The following is an 18,258-nucleotide window of genomic DNA, read 5'->3' on the forward strand; positions in this document are numbered from 1 at the left end:
ATGTTTATTGATACACACTGTCATTTTGATTTTCCGCCTTTTACTGATCATCTGGCCGATTCAATAGCTAAAATTCGCCAAGCGGATATTGTTGGGTTAATCATACCCGCAGTTAGCGCTAACTATTTTAATACCGTTTTGCAACTTGCTGATAATTATTGCGAGATCTATGCTGCTTTGGGGCTGCATCCTATTTATCAACATACCATAGCTGATTTAGAGCTGTTAACCAATATCGTTAAAACCAAACCTAAAAAATTAATTGCCATTGGAGAGATAGGACTGGATCGCTATGATTTAAGTATTGATTGGCAACAGCAGCTATCATTTTTTAGATCACAATTAGCGCTTGCTAAACAATTTGATTTACCCGTTTTGATTCATTCACGCAAAGCGCACGATATTATGTACCATGAATTACACCGTGCCAACCTACCTTGCCGTGGTGTAATACATGGATTTTCAGGTAGCTATCAGCAAGCTATGCAATTTGTTAAGCTGGGCTATTATATTGGTGTAGGTGGCGTAATTAGTTATGAACGAGCGAATAAAACGCGCAATACGATTGCTCAATTACCGCTAGAAAGTCTTGTGCTTGAAACGGATGCTCCCGATATGCCATTAAGTGGTCGTCAAGGTCAAATAAATCGCCCTGAATATATCGCAGAAGTATTTAAAATCTTGACTCAATTACGCAATGAGTCAGCAGAGCACATAATGCACACGATTTTAGCAAATACCTTGACGCTATTTAGTAGACTCAATAGAGCAAAAATCACACAAAGAAACTAAAATAACTTTATCATTATTATAGAATAATTTTATTAGACTCATAGCAGGTTTATATGACCAGACAATTTTATCAACTATTTGTTCGATCGATTACCTCTCTTTTATCAATGCTGCCCGCTGTAGTATTTTCGGTTTGGCACAATATTGTAAGTTGATTACTAGCTGGCTATCGGCAAGATAAACCTGTTAAAAATAAGAAAAAAGCCAATAATTAGCAAATAATATTGTAAAATAGCATTTATCTGCTCTTTTTCTTAATAAAATAGGTAGTAAGAGAGCTTAATTTTCCGAGCTTATAGCCAACTGCTCATCCAGCATTTAAATTAATTTTAGGCAAAATTAAAATGAATAGCGAATTACAATTACCACCCTTTGTTTATCGAATATTACCATGGATTGCAGCATTTGCATTTTTTATGCAATCGCTTGATACCTCGATATTAAACACTGCGCTTCCCACGATGGCTAAAGATCTTAATGAATCCCCCTTAAATATGCAATCAGCAGTGATAAGCTATGCTTTAACCTTGGCATTATTTATTCCAGTCAGTGGTTTTTTATCAGATAAATTTGGCACTAGAAATATTTTTGTGATGGCAGTTTCACTGTTCACCCTTGGCTCATTGCTTTGTGCTTTATCCAATTCATTAATTTTTTTAGATATCTCGCGTGTTATTCAAGGTATTGGTGGCTCAATGATGGTACCGATATCACGTTTAGTATTAATTAAATCTTTTAAGCGTAGTGATTTTTTAGCCGCCTTAAATACTGCCACCATTCCCGGTTTAATTGGACCTGTTTTAGGACCGGTATTAGGAGGATATTTGGTTGATATGGTGAGTTGGCATTGGGTGTTTTTTATTAATTTACCCATTGGTATTTTAGGTGTGATAATTAGTTGGAAATATATGCCCAATCTAAAGGGTGAACACATGCCTTTTGATTTGTTTGGCTTTATATTTATTGTGATTGCCTTTATTAGTGCTACTTTAAGTGTAGAGGTTTTAAACCAAAATCAGACATATGATTTTCCATTGCTACTTGCCGTAATCAGCTTCGTTTTTCTACTTGTTTATTATGGGTATGCCAAAAAGAAACCAACCCCCTTATTCCCACTATCACTTTTTCAGATCCATACGTTCAAAATAGGCATTATTGGCAATTTAATTTGCCGATTAGGTATATCTGGTGTGCCTTTTTTAATTCCATTGTTATTACAAGTCGGTTTTGGCTACTCGGCTGTTTTTGCCGGTGTGATGCTAATGCCAATGGCCATTGCATCAATTTGTACTCGAATTTTTATTCCACGTATTTTAGCTCGTTTAGGCTATCGTTTTGTGCTCGTTGCTAATACCATTTTAGCGGGCGTCATGATTGTTTTAATGTCTCTACTAAATTTATCGACGCCCCTTATCTTAATCAGTTTATTGTTATTTTGTATAGGTGGTATTAATTCTATGCAATATACCGCGATGAATAGCATAACTTTAGCGAACTTAGAAAACGAAAATACGAGTAGTGGTAATAGTTTAATGGCAGTTAATCAACAGCTTGCAATCAGTTTTGGTACAGGATTTGGTGCAGTTTTACTGCGATTAATTAGCAACTCAGCTAGTACTATTCACGCATTTCAATTAACATTTGTTATACTCGGTGTGGTTACAGTGCTATCAAGCGTTATTTTTGCGCAACTAAAAAAAGAAGACGGCCAAAATCTAATCACCCATCACCAAGAAATAAGGAGATAAGTAAATGTTTCAATATCAAATCGTCCCTGTTACTGCTTTCCAAGAAAACTGTAGCATTATTTGGTGCGATCAAACCATGGAAGGCGCATTGATTGATCCTGGTGGTGAACCAGAACTACTGAAAAAAGCCGTTGAAAAACTAGGCGTAAATATTAAACAGATTTTATTAACCCATGGACATTTAGATCATGTGGGTGCAGCAACCACATTAGCTCAATATTATGATGTAAAGATTATTGGACCAAGCCAAGAAGATGAATTTTTGCTAACAAGTTTGCCACAGCAATGCATACAATTTGGTTTTCCTCATACTGACAGCTTTCTACCTGATCGTTGGTTAAAAGAAGGCGACCAAATTCAAGTAGGTAACATAACCCTTGATGTGCTTTTTTGCCCAGGCCATACTCCTGGACATATTGTTTTTATTAATCATTTGGATAAACTAGCTTTTGTCGGCGATGTATTATTTAAAGGCAGTATTGGACGAACTGATTTTCCTCGAGGCAACCATACCGATTTAATATCATCAATCACTAATAAATTATTACCACTTGGTGATGACTTTATTTTTGTGCCAGGACACGGCCCTATGTCAAGTTTTGGTCATGAACGAATAAGCAATCCCTACTTAGTTTAAGTAGAACCTTATTTTTTGTTATCACGCTCTTTGTTTTGGGGTGATAGCAAATCCCAAACTTAATGTAAACTTTAAAATAAAAAAAATAGTTTACATTAAAGTGCGTTGCGCTATTATAGTTCTACTATTTATGTATCAAAGGTAGAAAATAATGAAACAACAAATTACTTCGTATTATCCAACATTTATCACTACACTGGTTAATTTATCTTCTTGGCAACGTAAGCTATTGACTACTACCTGTGCAGCATTACTTTTAGGGTTAGCGGCTAATATTAGTATTCCAACTTACCCTGTTCCATTTACACTACAATCATTGGCGGTATTGTTAATTGGTGCTTTTTTAGGTCGTAAATTAGGCGCATTAGCAATAATCCAATACCTTTTTTTAGGCGCAATGGGATTACCGCTATTTGCTAATGGCAGTGGTGGGATTATGGCATTAGCGTCACCTTCTTCCGGTTACTTATATGGCTATGTATTTAGTGCCTATTTAGCCGGTTTTGCAGCAGAAAGAGGGTACGATCGTCGCTTTATTTTAGGCTTAATTGCATTTGCTTGTGCGCATCAACTGTTATTTGTATTTGGTGTTGTCTATTTAATGGGCTATTTACACATTACACTTATTGATGCGTTAAAAGTAGGTTATTTTCCATTTGTTGGTATTGATGCACTTAAATTTATTATTGCAACTTGTGTAATGTTTTCACTATGGCGTTATCGTGCTAAAAATAAATAATATTCAAAGTGGCGATATCATCTTTCAAAGCCTTAACGAAGATGATGATTTTAGTGACGCTATAAACCGTTCTGGTGCAGTGCCTAACATGGATGAGATAACAAAAAATATCAATCATGTCGGTTTATATATTGGCAATAATAGCGTCATTGAAGCCACACAAAAATATGGCGTGATTGAACAATCTTTGACTGACTTTGTTGGTGCGGCTAGACGTAATATCATTGGTAGAATCCATGATTTGGCTGTTATTCAAAATGCATTAAAGCGAGCTAAACATTGCTTAGGTTCACCTTACAATCATAGCTTTAATCAAAATACAGATGGGTTTTATTGCAGTGAACTGATTACTTATGCTTTTAAAACTAAACAAGGTAGTGATTATTTCGCATTATATCCAATGAATTTTAAGGATATAACGACAAATCAAGTTTTGCCTTATTGGATTGATTATTATCGCGATCTAAAACAGAGCATCCCACAACAAGAGCTTGGTTCGCATCCACAACAATTACTCAGACAAAAACATTTATTCAAGACAATCCTAACACTTGAATGATTATAAAGGAGGCAAGTTCATACAAAAAAGCATTTAACTATTGACATAGCGCCATAAAATCTATAATATGCGCGCTACATTTCGGTTCCTCCATAGTTCAGTCGGTAGAACGGCGGACTGTTAATCCGTATGTCACAGGTTCAAGTCCTGTTGGAGGAGCCAACTTCCTAAGTTTTAATCCTGTCTTTGATAAATTATCCGATATCTACAGTAATATTTTTATTCACTTTTTACAGTATTAATATCAAAACTCTATATTGTACTTGCAAATGGATGATCCTCTATAAATTATTTTGAGAGCATATGACCATTTATAGACATGAATAATGTGAATTTGCAAAACCTAAAACCTAGGTTTAATATAAATACCAATTGTACTCAGTTGATATTCAAATTTAATGGCTAATTTATTAACGCTATCGGAAATAAGTAATTATTTAAAAAATGGTGAAGTGATCGCTTACCCAACTGAAGCCGTTTTTGGTCTAGGTTGTGATCCGGATTATGAATCAGCCGTATTAAAGTTGCTACAACTAAAACAACGATCAATAGATAAAGGCTTGATTTTAATTGCTAGCTGTTACCGCCAACTAATTCCTTACATAGATGTATCCGCCATTACCAATGAACAAAAACAGTTAGCACTTACTAGCTGGCCTGGACCTGTTACTTGGGTTTTTCCTAAAAATAAAAATACGCCTTATTTTTTGACAGGTAAATTTGATTCTATTGCGGTACGCGTCACTAATCATCCTTTAGTTTGCAAGCTTTGTGATCTTTATGGCAAACCAATAGTATCAACTAGCGCTAATCTTTCTACTCATAATCCTTGCAAAACTGCCATCGAAGTCGCCAAACAATTTGGTCCATATTTCCCCATTTTAGCCGGTGACACAGGTCATCGATCACAACCATCGGAAATAAAAGACATCAAAACAGGGCAAATCATTAGACAAGGATAAAGTTATGCAAAATTTATATGTTGGTGTGATGTCAGGTACTAGCATGGATGGAGTTGATATTGCTTTAGTTAATATTACTGCCAAAAACGTTACATCAATCGCGAGCAACTGCTATCCAATGCCCGCCTATTTAAAACAGCATTTACTAACATTATGTGAAACCCAGCAAACCACATTACAAAATTTAGGTGAGATAGATCATCAAATAGGCAAACTATTTGCTGATAGCATAAATCAGTTTTTAAAAGATAATAATATTGATAAACAAAAAATTAAAGCTATTGGTTGTCACGGACAAACAATTTACCATGCACCAAACGGCGAGTTTCCATTTACTTTACAAATTGGTGATGCCAATATTATTGCTGCAAAAACAGGTATAACCACTATTGCCGATTTTCGTCGTAAAGATATGGCTTATGGAGGCCAAGGCGCACCACTAGTGCCTGCTTTTCATAAAGCGGTACTACAAGATCCACAAATCAATCGTGTAGTATTAAATATTGGGGGAATAAGTAATATTTCAGTATTAATTCCTAACCATACTGTTATTGGTTACGATACAGGTCCAGGTAATGTATTACTTGATGGTTGGATAAAAGAACATTTAGGTAAAAACTATGATAAAAATGGTTTATGGGCAAAAACAGGTAAAATAAATCAAGACTTATTAAAGCTTTTATATAAAGAAGACTACTTTCAAATACCCGCACCAAAAAGCACAGGACGAGAACTATTTAATTTACCTTGGTTACATAAAAAATTAGCAGGAACTAATTTAAAACCAGAAGATATTCAAGCAACGCTCGTTGAATTTACTGCTTTATCCATTGCCAACGAAATTAATAAATTACCTATAGTCAGCACATTACCTTGTGAGCTTTTAGTTTGCGGTGGAGGAGCGAAAAATCCACTAATTATGCAAAGATTATCAGCATTATTACCATCGTGGGCAGTATTAACAACCGACACAAAAGGCATAAATGGTGATGATATGGAGGCAATAGCCTTTGCTTGGCTTGCTTATTGTCGAATCAATAATATTCCATCAAACATTCCCGAGGTAACTGGTGCAAGCCAAGCTGTTTGTTTAGGGGTTATTTATCAATAAACTAAAAATATAGATAGATTTTGATTAAATCAAGCCAAAATGTTGTAATCCTTTAGCTATTCCATCATTATCATTAGTATCTGTCACAAACTCAGCTTGTGCTTTTAATTCATCAACAGCATTATCCATAGCAATAGGATGATCAACGGTTAGAAACATTTCAAAATCATTCATGCCATCACCAAAGGCATAGGTTGGTACATCAGTAAACCCTTTATTTTGTAACAATTTAGTAATACCATAACCTTTAGAACCACCATGATTAAAAACATCAACACAGTAAGGCGTATTACGAATAAAAGTTAACTCAGGGAAGCTCTCTCTATAAAGCGCCTCACCGGATTCACAAAGTAATAAAAGCATCTGAATAGGTGTTTTTAAATAAATCTGATCATCAACAGGCGGCACTTGCTCTTTTAGGAAACGATAAAATTTTTTAGTTGGTTGGCTATCTTGCGACACTCGCATAATTTCGTAATTATAAAAAGACAGTGGAAAACCTGTTTGCTGTTTAGAAAATTGATACAACCGATCGATAACACCCTTATCAATATCATTAGTAAAGACTTTTTCGCCTTTATATAAAACAACTTGCCCATTCATGCCAATTATCGACTCAATCTGAGTCTTTTTCATTAAATCAACCACCTCACAAGGTGTTCGACCCGTTGCCATAATTGGTGTAATATTATTTTGTTTTAATTTGTTTATAGCTTCCAAAGAGCTTGGTAATACATCAATTTGGCTATTAAATAATGTTCCATCTAAATCAAAAAAAACAATAGCATCAGGTTTCTTGCTCATATTACAAATCCAAAATATGTTTAATAAAAGGAATGGTTAATTTACGCTGTTGCGCAAGCGTTGCAACTTCAAACTTTTCTAATAAAGAAAACAGTGTACGCATATCACGGTTAACGCGCTTTAATAAAAATAACCCAACTTCTGTTGATAATTCAAACCCACTTAATTGTGCCCTTAATTGCAAGGCTTTAAGCTTATCATCATCGCTAAGCTCTTTTAATTGATAAACTTGCCCCCAAGATAATCTAGAAACCAAATCAGGTAATATAAAAGAGATTTGTTTAGGCGGTCTACTTGCCGTTATCAATAATTTACTCACGTTTTTTTCAGTTAAACGATTAAATAAATCAAAAATAGCTTCTTCCCAATCTCTATGACCAGCTATTGCATCAATATCATCTAAACAGACTAAATCATAATGATCCAACCCCTGCAGAATTTCAGGCACAAGATGATAGTACTGCTTTAAGGGAATATAACTGGCTAATTTATTTTGACTTGATGCATGTAAAAGGTGAGTTCGACCCGCAGCGCTAGCCGACCATATATAAAAGATATTAAACCCCTCTTTACCTAATAAGGTTTGTAATGAATCAAATAATAATCGATTATCGCCTACATAAAAACTATCAAAAGTTTCATTATTAGGTAATGAAAAAGGTAAAGGTAGCTGCGAAAGAGTAATAAAATAACCTCACAATAAAAACATAATCATGTTAAGTATAAATTTGCTTTCATAAAAATCAATCACTTTTATAGAAAAGAAAAATATCCTAGTATCATATTATAATTTACTTACTATTTTGTTTCATATTCATCATTTAGTTTTTGAACTAAATATGTTAGATCTTTAATAAAAGCTCATTTAATAAGTATAAAATAGAAGCAATAAAGGATAAAATTTAAGCAAACAAATTTATTTTTTGTGGATAACTCTGTGATAAATTAGGATCACAAGCTGTTATGATCGCATTAATAACCTTACCTAATAAATCATCTGTGGATAAATAGAATAGTTATAAACAAGTTAAAATAAAAAAAGATCCGATCAATTAACAGAATTAGATGATAGATAAGATCCTATAAAATAATTATAAAAAAGAGTTATCAACAAAAAGGATCCACAGTAATAATAATAAAAATAAAAAGATCATCTAAAAGATCTTATTTTATTTAGATCGCGATCAAAATAGATCATTTGACGTAATCGAAAAGATGAGTAAAATTCCCTACCCTAAATAAACCAAATCTTCAGATCTAAATTAGCGATCTTCTGTACACAAAATAAATACGAGGCTTTTTTTATGTTTTATCCAGATCTTTTTGATGTCATCATCGTCGGCGGCGGCCATGCCGGAACAGAAGCAGCCATGGCATCAGCAAGAATGGGACGAAAAACACTACTTTTAACCCATAATATCAATACATTAGGACAAATGTCTTGCAACCCAGCCATTGGCGGTATAGGTAAAGGCCACTTAGTTAAAGAAATTGATGCAATGGGAGGCTTAATGGCCCATGCTATCGATCGTGCAGGGATCCAATTTAGGATCTTAAATAGCAGCAAAGGTCCAGCCGTTAGGGCTACGCGTGCACAAGCTGATCGATCTCTGTATCGAAAAGTGATAAGAACAACACTTGAAAACCAAGAAAATTTAATGTTGTTTCAACAATCGGTTGAAGATGTGATCATTGAAAACGATCAGATCATTGGTGTAAAAACCCAAATGGGTGTTTCTTTTAAAGCCAAAGCTGTTGTACTTACAACAGGTACTTTTTTAGACGGTAAGATCCACATAGGGCTTGATAATTATAGTGGCGGTCGTACCGGCGATCCAGCCTCGATCGGCTTATCAAAATCACTACATCAATATTCGTTTAGAATGGGGCGCTTAAAAACGGGTACTCCACCACGAATTGATGCTAGAACCATTGATTTTTCAAAATTAGGAACGCAATATGGCGATGATCCTGTTCCAGTATTTTCATTTTTGGGTAATACAAATGAACACCCTAAGCAGATCCCTTGCTATATCACCAGCACGAATGAAACAACCCACGATATTATTAGATCTAATTTAGATCGCAGCCCTATGTATACTGGTATTATTGAAGGTGTAGGACCAAGATATTGCCCATCAATTGAAGATAAGATCATGCGTTTTGCCGATCGCAATTCTCATCAGATCTATTTAGAACCTGAAGGATTAGATAGCAATGAGATCTATCCAAATGGGATCTCAACAAGCTTACCATTTGATACGCAACTTGCATTTGTCCGTAGTATGAAAGGATTAGAAAAAGCCAACATTATAAGACCGGGTTACGCGATCGAATATGATTATTTTGATCCAAGGGATCTTAAACCAACACTTGAAAGTAAAGTGATCAAAGGGCTCTTTTTAGCTGGACAGATCAATGGCACAACAGGATATGAAGAAGCGGCTGCACAAGGAATGCTTGCTGGTTTAAATGCAGCCCGCTTTGCACATGATCAAGATCAATGGTATCCAAATCGTGATCAAGCTTATTTAGGTGTGCTAGTTGATGATCTTTGTACACTTGGCACTAACGAACCTTATCGTATGTTTACCTCGCGCGCTGAATATCGTTTAATGTTACGTGAAGACAATGCTGATATTCGTTTAACTGAAATAGGTCGTAAACTAGGCATGGTCGACGATTATCGTTGGCGTCGTTTTAATGAAAAATTCGAAGCTATTGAACAAGAAAGAGCAAGGTTACGGGATATATGGGTACATCCTCATATTGAAACCATCGATGAAGTCAATGCTGTTTTAAGTGCTAATTTGACTAAAGAAGCCAATGGTGAAGAGTTACTTAAAAGGCCTGAAATGAGTTATAACTCATTGAAATCACTTTCATTATTTGCACCTGGCTTATCTGACATACAGGCTGCTGAACAGGTTGAAATTCAAGTAAAATATGATGGTTATATTAAACTGCAAATAGAAGAAATTGAACGTCAAAAGCGCAATGAAGAAACACTTATTCCAGAGCATATTGATTATGCAGAAATATCGGGATTATCGAATGAAGTTGTGGCTAAATTAAAGCAGCATAAACCTGTTTCAATAGGACAAGCTTCTCGTATATCAGGAATTACACCAGCTGCTATTTCAATGTTATTAGTTTATTTAAAAAAGAAGAATTATGTTAAAAAAGAAACTCACTAATCTAATTGATCAAACGGATCTTTCGATCTCTGAATCACAAATAGATCAATTGATCCATTATGTTGAGATGCTCAGCAAATGGAACAAAACTTACAACTTAACAGCCGTTCGCGATCCGAGCGAAATGTTAGTTAAGCATATTATGGACAGCCTAGTTGTATCACCTTATTTAACTGGCAAAACCTTTATTGATGTAGGAACCGGTCCTGGTTTACCAGGCGTTCCATTAGCTATTATTAACCCGAATAAACAATTTGATTTAGTGGATAGCTTAGGTAAGCGTATTCGCTTTTTAAAGCAAGTACAATTTGAATTAAAACTAACAAACATTAATCCAGTACAAAGCCGAATCGAAGAGTATAATGATAAAAAATTTGATGGGGTTATTAGCCGAGCTTTTGCTTCTTTACAAGATATGCTTAATTGGTGTAAGCATCTTCCAGATCAACAGGGATCTTTTTATGCTTTAAAAGGAAGTGATATAGATCCTATTCCTGATGGCTTTATACTTAAACAAAATATTAAATTAACTATACCAGGATTAGATGCTGAAAGGTGTTTGATTATTATTCAATAGTTTTAATATTAAAAAATATTATCTGAAACTTTTTATAAATTTAATTTTTACGTTTTTTCAGATAATCTTTAATGCCATCAACAATCGATTTAGATACTTGATTTTGGAATGAGGCAGTCTTTAATTTTTTTTCTTCAGTAGCATTACTAATAAAGGCTGTTTCGACTAAAACTGATGGAATATCGGGCGCTTTTAATACAGCGAAGCCTGCTTTTTCAAGTGATGGCTTATGTAATTTATTTATTTTTTTCATACGATTTAAAATGGCATTACCAAGTAACACGCCATTACTTAGCGTTGTTTTTTGAACTAAATCTAAAATTGTATTATCCAAATATTTATCGCCACTGCGACTTACGCCACCTATTTGATCAGCTTCATTTTGGGTTTGAGCTAAATAACTGGCTGCAGAACTACTCGCCCCACGTGTTGATAATGCAAAAACAGATGAACCACCAACAGAACGGTTTGTAAAGGCATCAGCATGGATAGAAATAAACAGATCAGCATGCAAAGATCGCGCCTTAGCAACGCGGACTTTTAAGGGAATAAACACATCTTCGTTACGTGTCATGTAGACTTTTATGTTAGGCTCTTTTTTTAATAAATTATAAGTGCGGCGTGCAATTTGTAAAACAATGTCTTTTTCACGTGTTTTATTGTAGCCAATTGCGCCAGGATCTTCACCTCCATGCCCAGGATCGAGTACCACGATAATCGGGGCATTTTTACTTTTATTAGTTGGTGTTTTGATCTCAGATTGTTTTTTATTAAGATCTCCCTCTTTATATTCTTCTAATAATGCAAGTAAAGGATCATCATCTGTTGTAGAAGAAGGCTTTGATGGATAAATATCCATAACTAAACGATGTTTAAATTTTGCCACCGGTGATAGTGTGAAAGTATTAGGTTTAACCCCTTGTTTTAATACAATCATAATTCTTACTGTTTTAGGATCTAATTGCAAAACGCGTATCGACTTAATATAAGGATCATGACTTAATACTTTTGATGAAATTGTTTTTAAAATTGGATTTACACTGAGATTATTAATATCAATCACTATTCTATCAGGGTTGAATAGTGAAGCACTTTTATAATTGAGTTTAATGTTTGATTCTAATGTAATTCGAGTATAGGTAGAGGAAGGCCAAACACGCACAGCAACAACTTGAGCTTTGGTTGCTGCAAAGCCAACACGAGTGACTGATAGTAAACATGTAGCAATAATACCTTTAACTAATAGGCGTTTTGTTGGGCTAAATGTTTTTATCATACTTTAAACACTTTAATTATTATCAAAATCAGTCGCAGATAATAGCACAAAATAAAGGGATATTAAAAAAAATGATTATCATAATAAGTGGTTATTTTGATAAATAAACTTTTTTAAGTTACCTGCCCTTTTTATTAAAAAGGAACTATTTTAAATGGGAAAAACAAGTATAGCTTTGCATTGCCATTTTTTATTTTGTTATAGACCCTACAATAACAAAAGATTACAATATGGCACGCTAAAATCGCGGATTTAAACCCGTTTTCATTTTAACTATTAAATATAGCTGAGTTATTGATGAGCAAAAAATTACATATCAAAACTTGGGGTTGCCAAATGAATGAGTATGACTCAACAAAAATGGCTGATCTCCTTGAATCTACCCATGGTTTAACCTTAACAGACAATGCTGAAGAAGCCGATATATTATTACTTAACACTTGTTCTATTCGGGAAAAAGCCCAAGAAAAGGTCTTTCATCAATTAGGTCGTTGGAAAAACCTTAAACAACATAATAAAAATATCATCATTGGTGTTGGTGGTTGTGTTGCTTCACAAGAAGGTGCTCAAATTCGTAAACGTGCACCATTTGTAGATATTATTTTTGGACCACAAACCTTTCACCGCTTACCTGAAATGATTGAACAGATTCGCAGTGGTAACAACAATCATGTGGTTGATGTAAGCTTTCCTGAAATTGAAAAATTTGATCGTTTGCCTGAACCTCGTAGCGAAGGTCCAACTGCATTTGTGTCGATTATGGAAGGATGTAATAAATATTGTACTTACTGTGTAGTGCCTTACACCCGAGGTGAAGAGGTCAGCAGACCTTGTGATGATGTCATTTATGAAATAGCTCAACTGGCTGAACAAGGTGTGCGTGAAGTTAATTTATTAGGTCAGAATGTTAATGCTTATCGTGGACCCACATTTGATGGTGATATTTGTTCCTTTGCTGAGTTATTACGCTTAGTTGCAGCCATTGATGGTATCGATCGCATTCGCTTTACAACCAGTCATCCAATTGAGTTTACCGATGATATTATTGATGTTTATCGTGATACGCCAGAGCTAGTTAATTTTTTACATTTGCCAGTACAAAGTGGTTCAGATCGTGTATTAAACTTAATGAAACGTACGCATACTGCTCTTGAATATAAATCCATTATTCGAAAATTACGTAAAGTGCGTCCTGATATTCAAATTAGTTCGGATTTTATTGTTGGTTTCCCAGGTGAAACACAAGAAGATTTTGAACAAACAATGAAACTGATTGCCGATGTCAATTTTGATTTAAGTTATAGCTTTGTTTATTCATCGCGCCCAGGTACTCCTGCTGCTGAAATGGAAGATAATGTATCAGAAGAAGAAAAGAAGCAACGCCTTTATATTCTTCAAGAACGAATCAATCAGCAAGCCATGCAATTTAGTCGTCGTATGTTAAATACTGTACAGCGTATTTTAGTTGAAGGTCCATCCAAAAAAGACCTTATGGAATTAACCGGTCGAACAGAAAATAATCGAATTGTTAATTTTGAAGGTTACCCTGAGATGATAGGTAAGTTTGTTGACGTTGAAATTACTGATGTTTATCCAAATTCATTACGAGGAAAAGTTGTTAGAACTGAAGATGAAATGGATTTACGTGTAAGTGAATCGCCAATGTCAGTAATATCACGAACACGAAAAGAAAATGATTTAGGTGTAGGCTTTTATCAACCTTAAAGAGGTTAACATTTATTATTAGAGGACTTATCTTTGAATATTACAACACATGAAACCATGCTTGAACCAGCTGATAATCAGCGGCTTAATAGTCTTTGTGGTCCTTATAATGACAATATTAAACAACTTGAACGTCGATTAGGTATTGAAATTAATCACCGAGGTAATTTATTTGCAATAACCGGTGATAGTATTTGTGTGCAAGCGGCTACTGATATTTTGCAGTCCCTTTATAAACAAACCAAAATAAAAGATAAAATTATTGATATTGAACCCGAGCAAATTCATTTAGCAATCAAAGAAACTGGTGCGCTTGAAAAAGCGAGTAAACACTTACCTGCTTATATCGATCATCAAGGTGGAAAGCTAGTGATGATTAAAACTAAACGAGGTGTGATAAAACCAAGAACGGCAAATCAAGCTCAATATATTGCTCATGTTTTAGATTATGATATTTCATTTGGTATTGGACCTGCTGGAACAGGTAAAACCTATTTAGCGGTAGCCGCCGCAGTTGATGCGCTTGAAAAGCAACAAATTCGTCGTATTGTACTAACCCGTCCTGCCGTTGAAGCGGGTGAAAAGCTAGGTTTTTTGCCAGGCGATTTAAGTCAAAAAGTGGATCCTTACTTACGTCCACTTTATGATGCCTTATTTGAAATGCTTGGCTTTGAAAAAGTTGAAAAACTAATTGAAAAAAGTGTGATTGAAGTGGCTCCACTTGCCTATATGCGCGGACGAACGCTAAATGATGCGTTTATTATTCTAGATGAAAGCCAAAATACGACTATTGAACAAATGAAAATGTTTTTAACCCGTATCGGCTTTAATTCAAAAGCGGTCATTACTGGCGACATCACCCAAATTGATTTACCGCGTCATCAAAAATCGGGTTTGCGTCATGCTATTGAAGTACTCAGCCAAGTTGATGAAATTAGTTTTAATTTTTTCAATAGTGAAGATGTGGTGCGTCATCCTGTAGTTGCGAGAATTGTTAATGCTTATGAAAAATGGGAAGAGCAGCAACTTAAGCCACAAATAGAAAAAAGCATTTAGAGGAGTATTATTATCTCTATCTTAAGCAAAAAAAAGAAAATGAACATTCGTGATCATTCAGTAGAAGCAAACTTGTTTTTACGTCGAGCACTGTTTGCTTTTGTTGCAATTATTATTTTAATTATTGTATTGATTGGTAACTTGGCTGGCTTACAGATTTTAAATTATAGTTATTATAGTACTAAATCTAATGATAACCGTATTGAAATTATTCCTATTCCACCTAATCGGGGGATGATTTATGACCGTAATGGTACCCCATTAGCCATTAATAATATTACATATCAATTAAATATCATTCCCGATAAGATAAAAAATCTCAATGAACAATTTGAACAGTTAAAAAGTATCGTCGATTTAACTGATGAAGATATTGAAAATTTCCAAAAAGAACGTCGTAATTATAAAGCGCACAGGCCTGTTCCATTAAAAGATAATTTGACCGAACAACAAATAGCTCGTTTTGTAGTGGATCAACATCGTTTTCCATTTGTTTCTATCCTTGGTATACAGCATCGTTATTATCCTTATGGCGCATCACTTACCCACATTCTTGGCTATATTTCTAAAATTAATAGCCAAGATAAGCAGCGTTTAGAAGATGAAAATAAAATAAGTAATTATGTAGCCACTTTTAATATTGGCAAAATGGGGATAGAAAGGTATTACGAAGATGTATTACACGGAATCCCTGGTTATGAAAAGGTTGAAGTTAACAGCCGAGGCCGTATTGTTCGTCAACTAAATCAACATCCGCCACAAGCTGGTGAGGATATCTATTTGTCTATCAACCTTAAATTGCAGCTTTATATTGAGCAATTACTGGCTGGGCGTAAAGCAGCAGTTGTAGCTATTGATCCGAATAATGGCGAGATTTTAGCCTTAGTTTCTAGCCCTAGTTATGACTCTAATCCATTTGTTGGTGGTATATCGAGTACTAAATATAGCGAATTGCTTAAAGATCCTAGTAAACCTCTTTTCAATCGTGCTTTACTAGGTGCTTATCCACCCGCCTCAACAGTGAAACCTTTTATTTCTATTGCAGCTTTAAGTGAGGGCGTTATTACCCCAAAAAGTGTTATTAACGATCCAGGTTGGTGGCAATTACCTGGTACTGAAAGACGTTATCGTGATTGGTTAAAATGGGGGCACGGTCGCGTTGATGTATTAAGGGCGATTGAAGAATCAGTTGATACCTATTTTTATCAAGTTGCCTATGATATGGGGATTGATCGCTTAAACTTATGGATGACTAAATTTGGTTATGGTGAGCGGACAGGTATTGATATTTCACCAAATGAAGAAACACGTGCAGTTATGCCGAGCCGTGAATGGAAAATCAAGCGTCATAAAAAGTCTTGGTTACAAGGTGATACTATTCCTGTTGGTATTGGTCAAGGTTATTGGACTGCAACTCCTATCCAGATGGCAAAAGCATTAACCACGTTAATTAATAATGGTAAGACCTATACGCCACACTTTTTATTATATAAAAAGAGCGATATTTTGAATTCAAATGAACATCAACCAACAATTAATCCAGAAAAATATTTAGAAAATAATAATCTAGTTGATGTTAAATCAATTTATTGGGCACTAGCTAAAGAAGGTATGCACCGGGTTATGTTTGGATCACGAGGAACAGCACGTAAGATTTATGCTGATGCAAAATATCAAGCAGCAGGTAAATCGGGTACTGCACAAGTTTATGGTTTGAAAGCTGATGAAGTTTATAATTCAAATAAAATCCCTGAACATCTTCGAGATCACGCTTTGTTTGTTGCTTATGCTCCCTACGATAATCCAAAAATTGCATTAGCCATTGTTTTAGAAAATGGTGGTGGTGGAAGCTCAAATGGTGGCGCAGTAGCGCGTAAAATATTAGATTTTTACCTTCTCGGTAATGATTCAACTGAGCTAGATGAACCATCATCAAATATAGGAACTGAAGATTAATGATGAATAATATCAAAAAGAGTTTTTGGCAAAAGATACATATTGATCCGCTATTTTTTTTATTTATTACTTTATTACTTGGTTATAGTCTTTATATTCTTTGGAGCGCAACAGGTCAAAGTATTAATATGATGGAAAAACGAGTAATACAAATATTACTTGGATTTGTTGTAATGATTGTGTTGGCTCAATTTTCACCCAGAACCTATGAAAAGTGGGCACCATATCTGTATATCGTTTGTATTATCATTTTATTATTAGTCGATATTTTTGGTTATACCAGTAAAGGTGCACAGCGCTGGTTAGATTTAGGTATCTTGCGATTTCAGCCTTCTGAAATTGCCAAAATAGCTGTACCATTAATGGTTGCAAAATTTATTCATCGTGATGGATGTCCTCCACCATTAAAAACTACGTTACAAACCCTAGCCATCATTGGCGTACCAACGTTACTTGTTGCTATGCAACCTGATCTAGGTACAGCAATATTAATTGTTATGTCAGGAATTTTTATTATTTTTTTAGCCGGGATTGACTGGAGGTATATTCTTATTGCGCTAATTTTAATAGCGATATTTTTACCAATCATGTGGTTCTTTTTAATGCACGATTATCAGCAAAAACGAGTATTAATGCTGATCAACCCTGAACTTGATCCAAGCGGAGCGGGCTATCATATTATTCAATCTAAAACAGCAATTGGATCTGGCGGTATATGGGGTAAAGGTTGGCTTCAAGGAACACAATCGCAACTTGAATTTTTACCTGAGCGACATACCGATTTTGTCTTTTCTGTTATAGCTGAAGAGTTTGGTTTTGTGGGTTCTATTGTTTTACTTATCCTATTTTTATGCTTAATTGTACGAGGGCTTATTATTGCTGCACAGGCACAAACCACATTTGGACGAATCTTATCTGGTGGGCTAATTTTAGTGTTTTTTGTTTATGTATTTATTAATATTGGTATGGTCAGTGGAATCTTACCTGTAGTTGGTGTACCATTACCACTCATAAGCTATGGTGGCTCATCTTTAGTCGTATTAATGGCAAGTTTTGGCATTATGATGTCTATCCACACACATCGATATATGTTATCTAAAAATATTTAACGGAATTTAA

General features: G+C 34.9%; 16 protein-coding genes and 1 tRNA gene. 14 read left to right on the forward strand and 3 right to left on the reverse strand.

Annotated features, from left to right (window positions below):
• From BQ5209_RS05875 to BQ5209_RS05910, 8 genes are all read left to right on the forward strand, one after another.
• Nucleotides 1-792, forward strand: a complete 792-nt coding sequence (locus BQ5209_RS05875; RefSeq protein ID WP_085247614.1) for a TatD family hydrolase — start codon at nucleotides 1-3, stop codon at nucleotides 790-792.
• A gap of 344 nt (nucleotides 793-1,136) precedes the next feature.
• Complete coding sequence (locus tag BQ5209_RS05880) at nucleotides 1,137-2,540, forward strand: DHA2 family efflux MFS transporter permease subunit (RefSeq protein ID WP_085247615.1); 1,404 nt, start codon at nucleotides 1,137-1,139, stop codon at nucleotides 2,538-2,540.
• 4 nt (nucleotides 2,541-2,544) lie between these two features.
• A complete protein-coding gene (locus tag BQ5209_RS05885; RefSeq protein WP_085247616.1) occupies nucleotides 2,545-3,177 on the forward strand; it encodes an MBL fold metallo-hydrolase in 633 nt (210 codons plus the stop codon).
• Between the two features lie 151 nt (nucleotides 3,178-3,328).
• Nucleotides 3,329-3,916 carry a biotin transporter BioY gene (locus BQ5209_RS05890; RefSeq protein ID WP_085247617.1) on the forward strand — a complete coding sequence of 196 codons (588 nt, stop codon included), beginning with the start codon at nucleotides 3,329-3,331 and terminating at the stop codon, nucleotides 3,914-3,916.
• Nucleotides 3,900-4,475, forward strand: a complete 576-nt coding sequence (locus tag BQ5209_RS05895) for a YiiX/YebB-like N1pC/P60 family cysteine hydrolase (protein WP_167370319.1) — start codon at nucleotides 3,900-3,902, stop codon at nucleotides 4,473-4,475. The genes BQ5209_RS05890 and BQ5209_RS05895 overlap by 17 nt, the downstream gene beginning before the upstream one ends.
• A gap of 86 nt (nucleotides 4,476-4,561) precedes the next feature.
• Nucleotides 4,562-4,637, forward strand: a tRNA-Asn gene (locus tag BQ5209_RS05900).
• A gap of 236 nt (nucleotides 4,638-4,873) precedes the next feature.
• Nucleotides 4,874-5,437, forward strand: coding sequence for an L-threonylcarbamoyladenylate synthase type 1 TsaC (gene tsaC / locus BQ5209_RS05905; RefSeq protein ID WP_085247619.1), 564 nt, complete (start codon nucleotides 4,874-4,876; stop codon nucleotides 5,435-5,437).
• Between the two features lie 4 nt (nucleotides 5,438-5,441).
• Complete coding sequence (locus tag BQ5209_RS05910; protein ID WP_085247620.1) at nucleotides 5,442-6,548, forward strand: anhydro-N-acetylmuramic acid kinase; 1,107 nt, start codon at nucleotides 5,442-5,444, stop codon at nucleotides 6,546-6,548.
• Nucleotides 6,549-6,572: 24 nt separating this feature from the next.
• On the opposite strand, the gene BQ5209_RS05915 is transcribed toward BQ5209_RS05910, so the two are convergent.
• Together BQ5209_RS05915 and hda are read right to left on the reverse strand one after the other, a co-directional pair.
• Complete coding sequence (locus BQ5209_RS05915) at nucleotides 6,573-7,352, reverse strand: Cof-type HAD-IIB family hydrolase (protein WP_085247621.1); 780 nt, start codon at nucleotides 7,350-7,352, stop codon at nucleotides 6,573-6,575.
• A 1-nt stretch (nucleotide 7,353) separates the two neighbouring features.
• Nucleotides 7,354-8,037 (reverse strand): DnaA inactivator Hda, encoded by a 684-nt coding sequence (hda, locus tag BQ5209_RS05920; protein ID WP_085247622.1) that lies wholly within the window; start codon nucleotides 8,035-8,037, stop codon nucleotides 7,354-7,356.
• Between the two features lie 619 nt (nucleotides 8,038-8,656).
• Between hda and mnmG the strand changes: the two genes are divergently transcribed.
• Nucleotides 8,657-10,549 (forward strand): tRNA uridine-5-carboxymethylaminomethyl(34) synthesis enzyme MnmG, encoded by a 1,893-nt coding sequence (gene mnmG / locus BQ5209_RS05925; RefSeq protein WP_085247623.1) that lies wholly within the window; start codon nucleotides 8,657-8,659, stop codon nucleotides 10,547-10,549.
• Nucleotides 10,527-11,126 carry a 16S rRNA (guanine(527)-N(7))-methyltransferase RsmG gene (gene rsmG / locus BQ5209_RS05930; RefSeq protein WP_085247624.1) on the forward strand — a complete coding sequence of 200 codons (600 nt, stop codon included), beginning with the start codon at nucleotides 10,527-10,529 and terminating at the stop codon, nucleotides 11,124-11,126. The genes mnmG and rsmG overlap by 23 nt, the downstream gene beginning before the upstream one ends.
• 40 nt (nucleotides 11,127-11,166) lie before the next feature.
• On the opposite strand, the gene BQ5209_RS05935 is transcribed toward rsmG, so the two are convergent.
• Nucleotides 11,167-12,402: an N-acetylmuramoyl-L-alanine amidase gene (locus BQ5209_RS05935; RefSeq protein ID WP_085247625.1), complete on the reverse strand. Its 1,236-nt coding sequence runs from the start codon at nucleotides 12,400-12,402 to the stop codon at nucleotides 11,167-11,169.
• A 297-nt stretch (nucleotides 12,403-12,699) separates the two neighbouring features.
• On the opposite strand from BQ5209_RS05935, the gene miaB reads away from it, so the two are divergent.
• The 4 genes from miaB to mrdB are packed head-to-tail and all read left to right on the forward strand — an operon-like array spanning nucleotide 12,700 to nucleotide 18,248.
• Nucleotides 12,700-14,127, forward strand: coding sequence for a tRNA (N6-isopentenyl adenosine(37)-C2)-methylthiotransferase MiaB (gene miaB, locus BQ5209_RS05940; protein ID WP_085247626.1), 1,428 nt, complete (start codon nucleotides 12,700-12,702; stop codon nucleotides 14,125-14,127).
• Between the two features lie 33 nt (nucleotides 14,128-14,160).
• The gene (locus BQ5209_RS05945; RefSeq protein WP_085247627.1) at nucleotides 14,161-15,183 is read left to right on the forward strand and encodes a PhoH family protein; all 1,023 of its coding nucleotides are present in this window, start codon (nucleotides 14,161-14,163) and stop codon (nucleotides 15,181-15,183) included.
• A 39-nt stretch (nucleotides 15,184-15,222) separates the two neighbouring features.
• A complete protein-coding gene (mrdA, locus tag BQ5209_RS05950; protein WP_085247628.1) occupies nucleotides 15,223-17,139 on the forward strand; it encodes a penicillin-binding protein 2 in 1,917 nt (638 codons plus the stop codon).
• On the forward strand, nucleotides 17,139-18,248 hold the full coding sequence (gene mrdB, locus BQ5209_RS05955) for a peptidoglycan glycosyltransferase MrdB (protein ID WP_085247629.1): 1,110 nt from the start codon (nucleotides 17,139-17,141) through the stop codon (nucleotides 18,246-18,248). Before mrdA ends, mrdB begins: the two co-directional genes overlap by 1 nt.
• Nucleotides 18,249-18,258: the final 10 nt, after the last annotated feature.

Source organism: Gilliamella mensalis (genome assembly GCF_900103085.1).
GTDB classification, from domain to species: domain Bacteria; phylum Pseudomonadota; class Gammaproteobacteria; order Enterobacterales; family Orbaceae; genus Gilliamella; species Gilliamella mensalis.

Bases quoted from the DNA above. Each gene is read 5' to 3' on its own strand.
- BQ5209_RS05915 (WP_085247621.1), bottom strand. From the start codon at position 7,352: ATGAGCAAGAAACCTGATGCTATTGTTTTTTTTGATTTAGATGGAACA.
- miaB (WP_085247626.1), top strand. From the start codon at position 12,700: ATGAGCAAAAAATTACATATCAAAACTTGGGGTTGCCAAATGAATGAG.
- BQ5209_RS05885 (WP_085247616.1), top strand. From the start codon at position 2,545: ATGTTTCAATATCAAATCGTCCCTGTTACTGCTTTCCAAGAAAACTGT.
- mrdB (WP_085247629.1), top strand. From the start codon at position 17,139: ATGATGAATAATATCAAAAAGAGTTTTTGGCAAAAGATACATATTGAT.
- BQ5209_RS05875 (WP_085247614.1), top strand. From the start codon at position 1: ATGTTTATTGATACACACTGTCATTTTGATTTTCCGCCTTTTACTGAT.
- mnmG (WP_085247623.1), top strand. From the start codon at position 8,657: ATGTTTTATCCAGATCTTTTTGATGTCATCATCGTCGGCGGCGGCCAT.
- BQ5209_RS05935 (WP_085247625.1), bottom strand. From the start codon at position 12,402: ATGATAAAAACATTTAGCCCAACAAAACGCCTATTAGTTAAAGGTATT.
- BQ5209_RS05890 (WP_085247617.1), top strand. From the start codon at position 3,329: ATGAAACAACAAATTACTTCGTATTATCCAACATTTATCACTACACTG.
- tsaC (WP_085247619.1), top strand. From the start codon at position 4,874: ATGGCTAATTTATTAACGCTATCGGAAATAAGTAATTATTTAAAAAAT.
- BQ5209_RS05880 (WP_085247615.1), top strand. From the start codon at position 1,137: ATGAATAGCGAATTACAATTACCACCCTTTGTTTATCGAATATTACCA.
- rsmG (WP_085247624.1), top strand. From the start codon at position 10,527: ATGTTAAAAAAGAAACTCACTAATCTAATTGATCAAACGGATCTTTCG.
- BQ5209_RS05910 (WP_085247620.1), top strand. From the start codon at position 5,442: ATGCAAAATTTATATGTTGGTGTGATGTCAGGTACTAGCATGGATGGA.
- mrdA (WP_085247628.1), top strand. From the start codon at position 15,223: ATGAACATTCGTGATCATTCAGTAGAAGCAAACTTGTTTTTACGTCGA.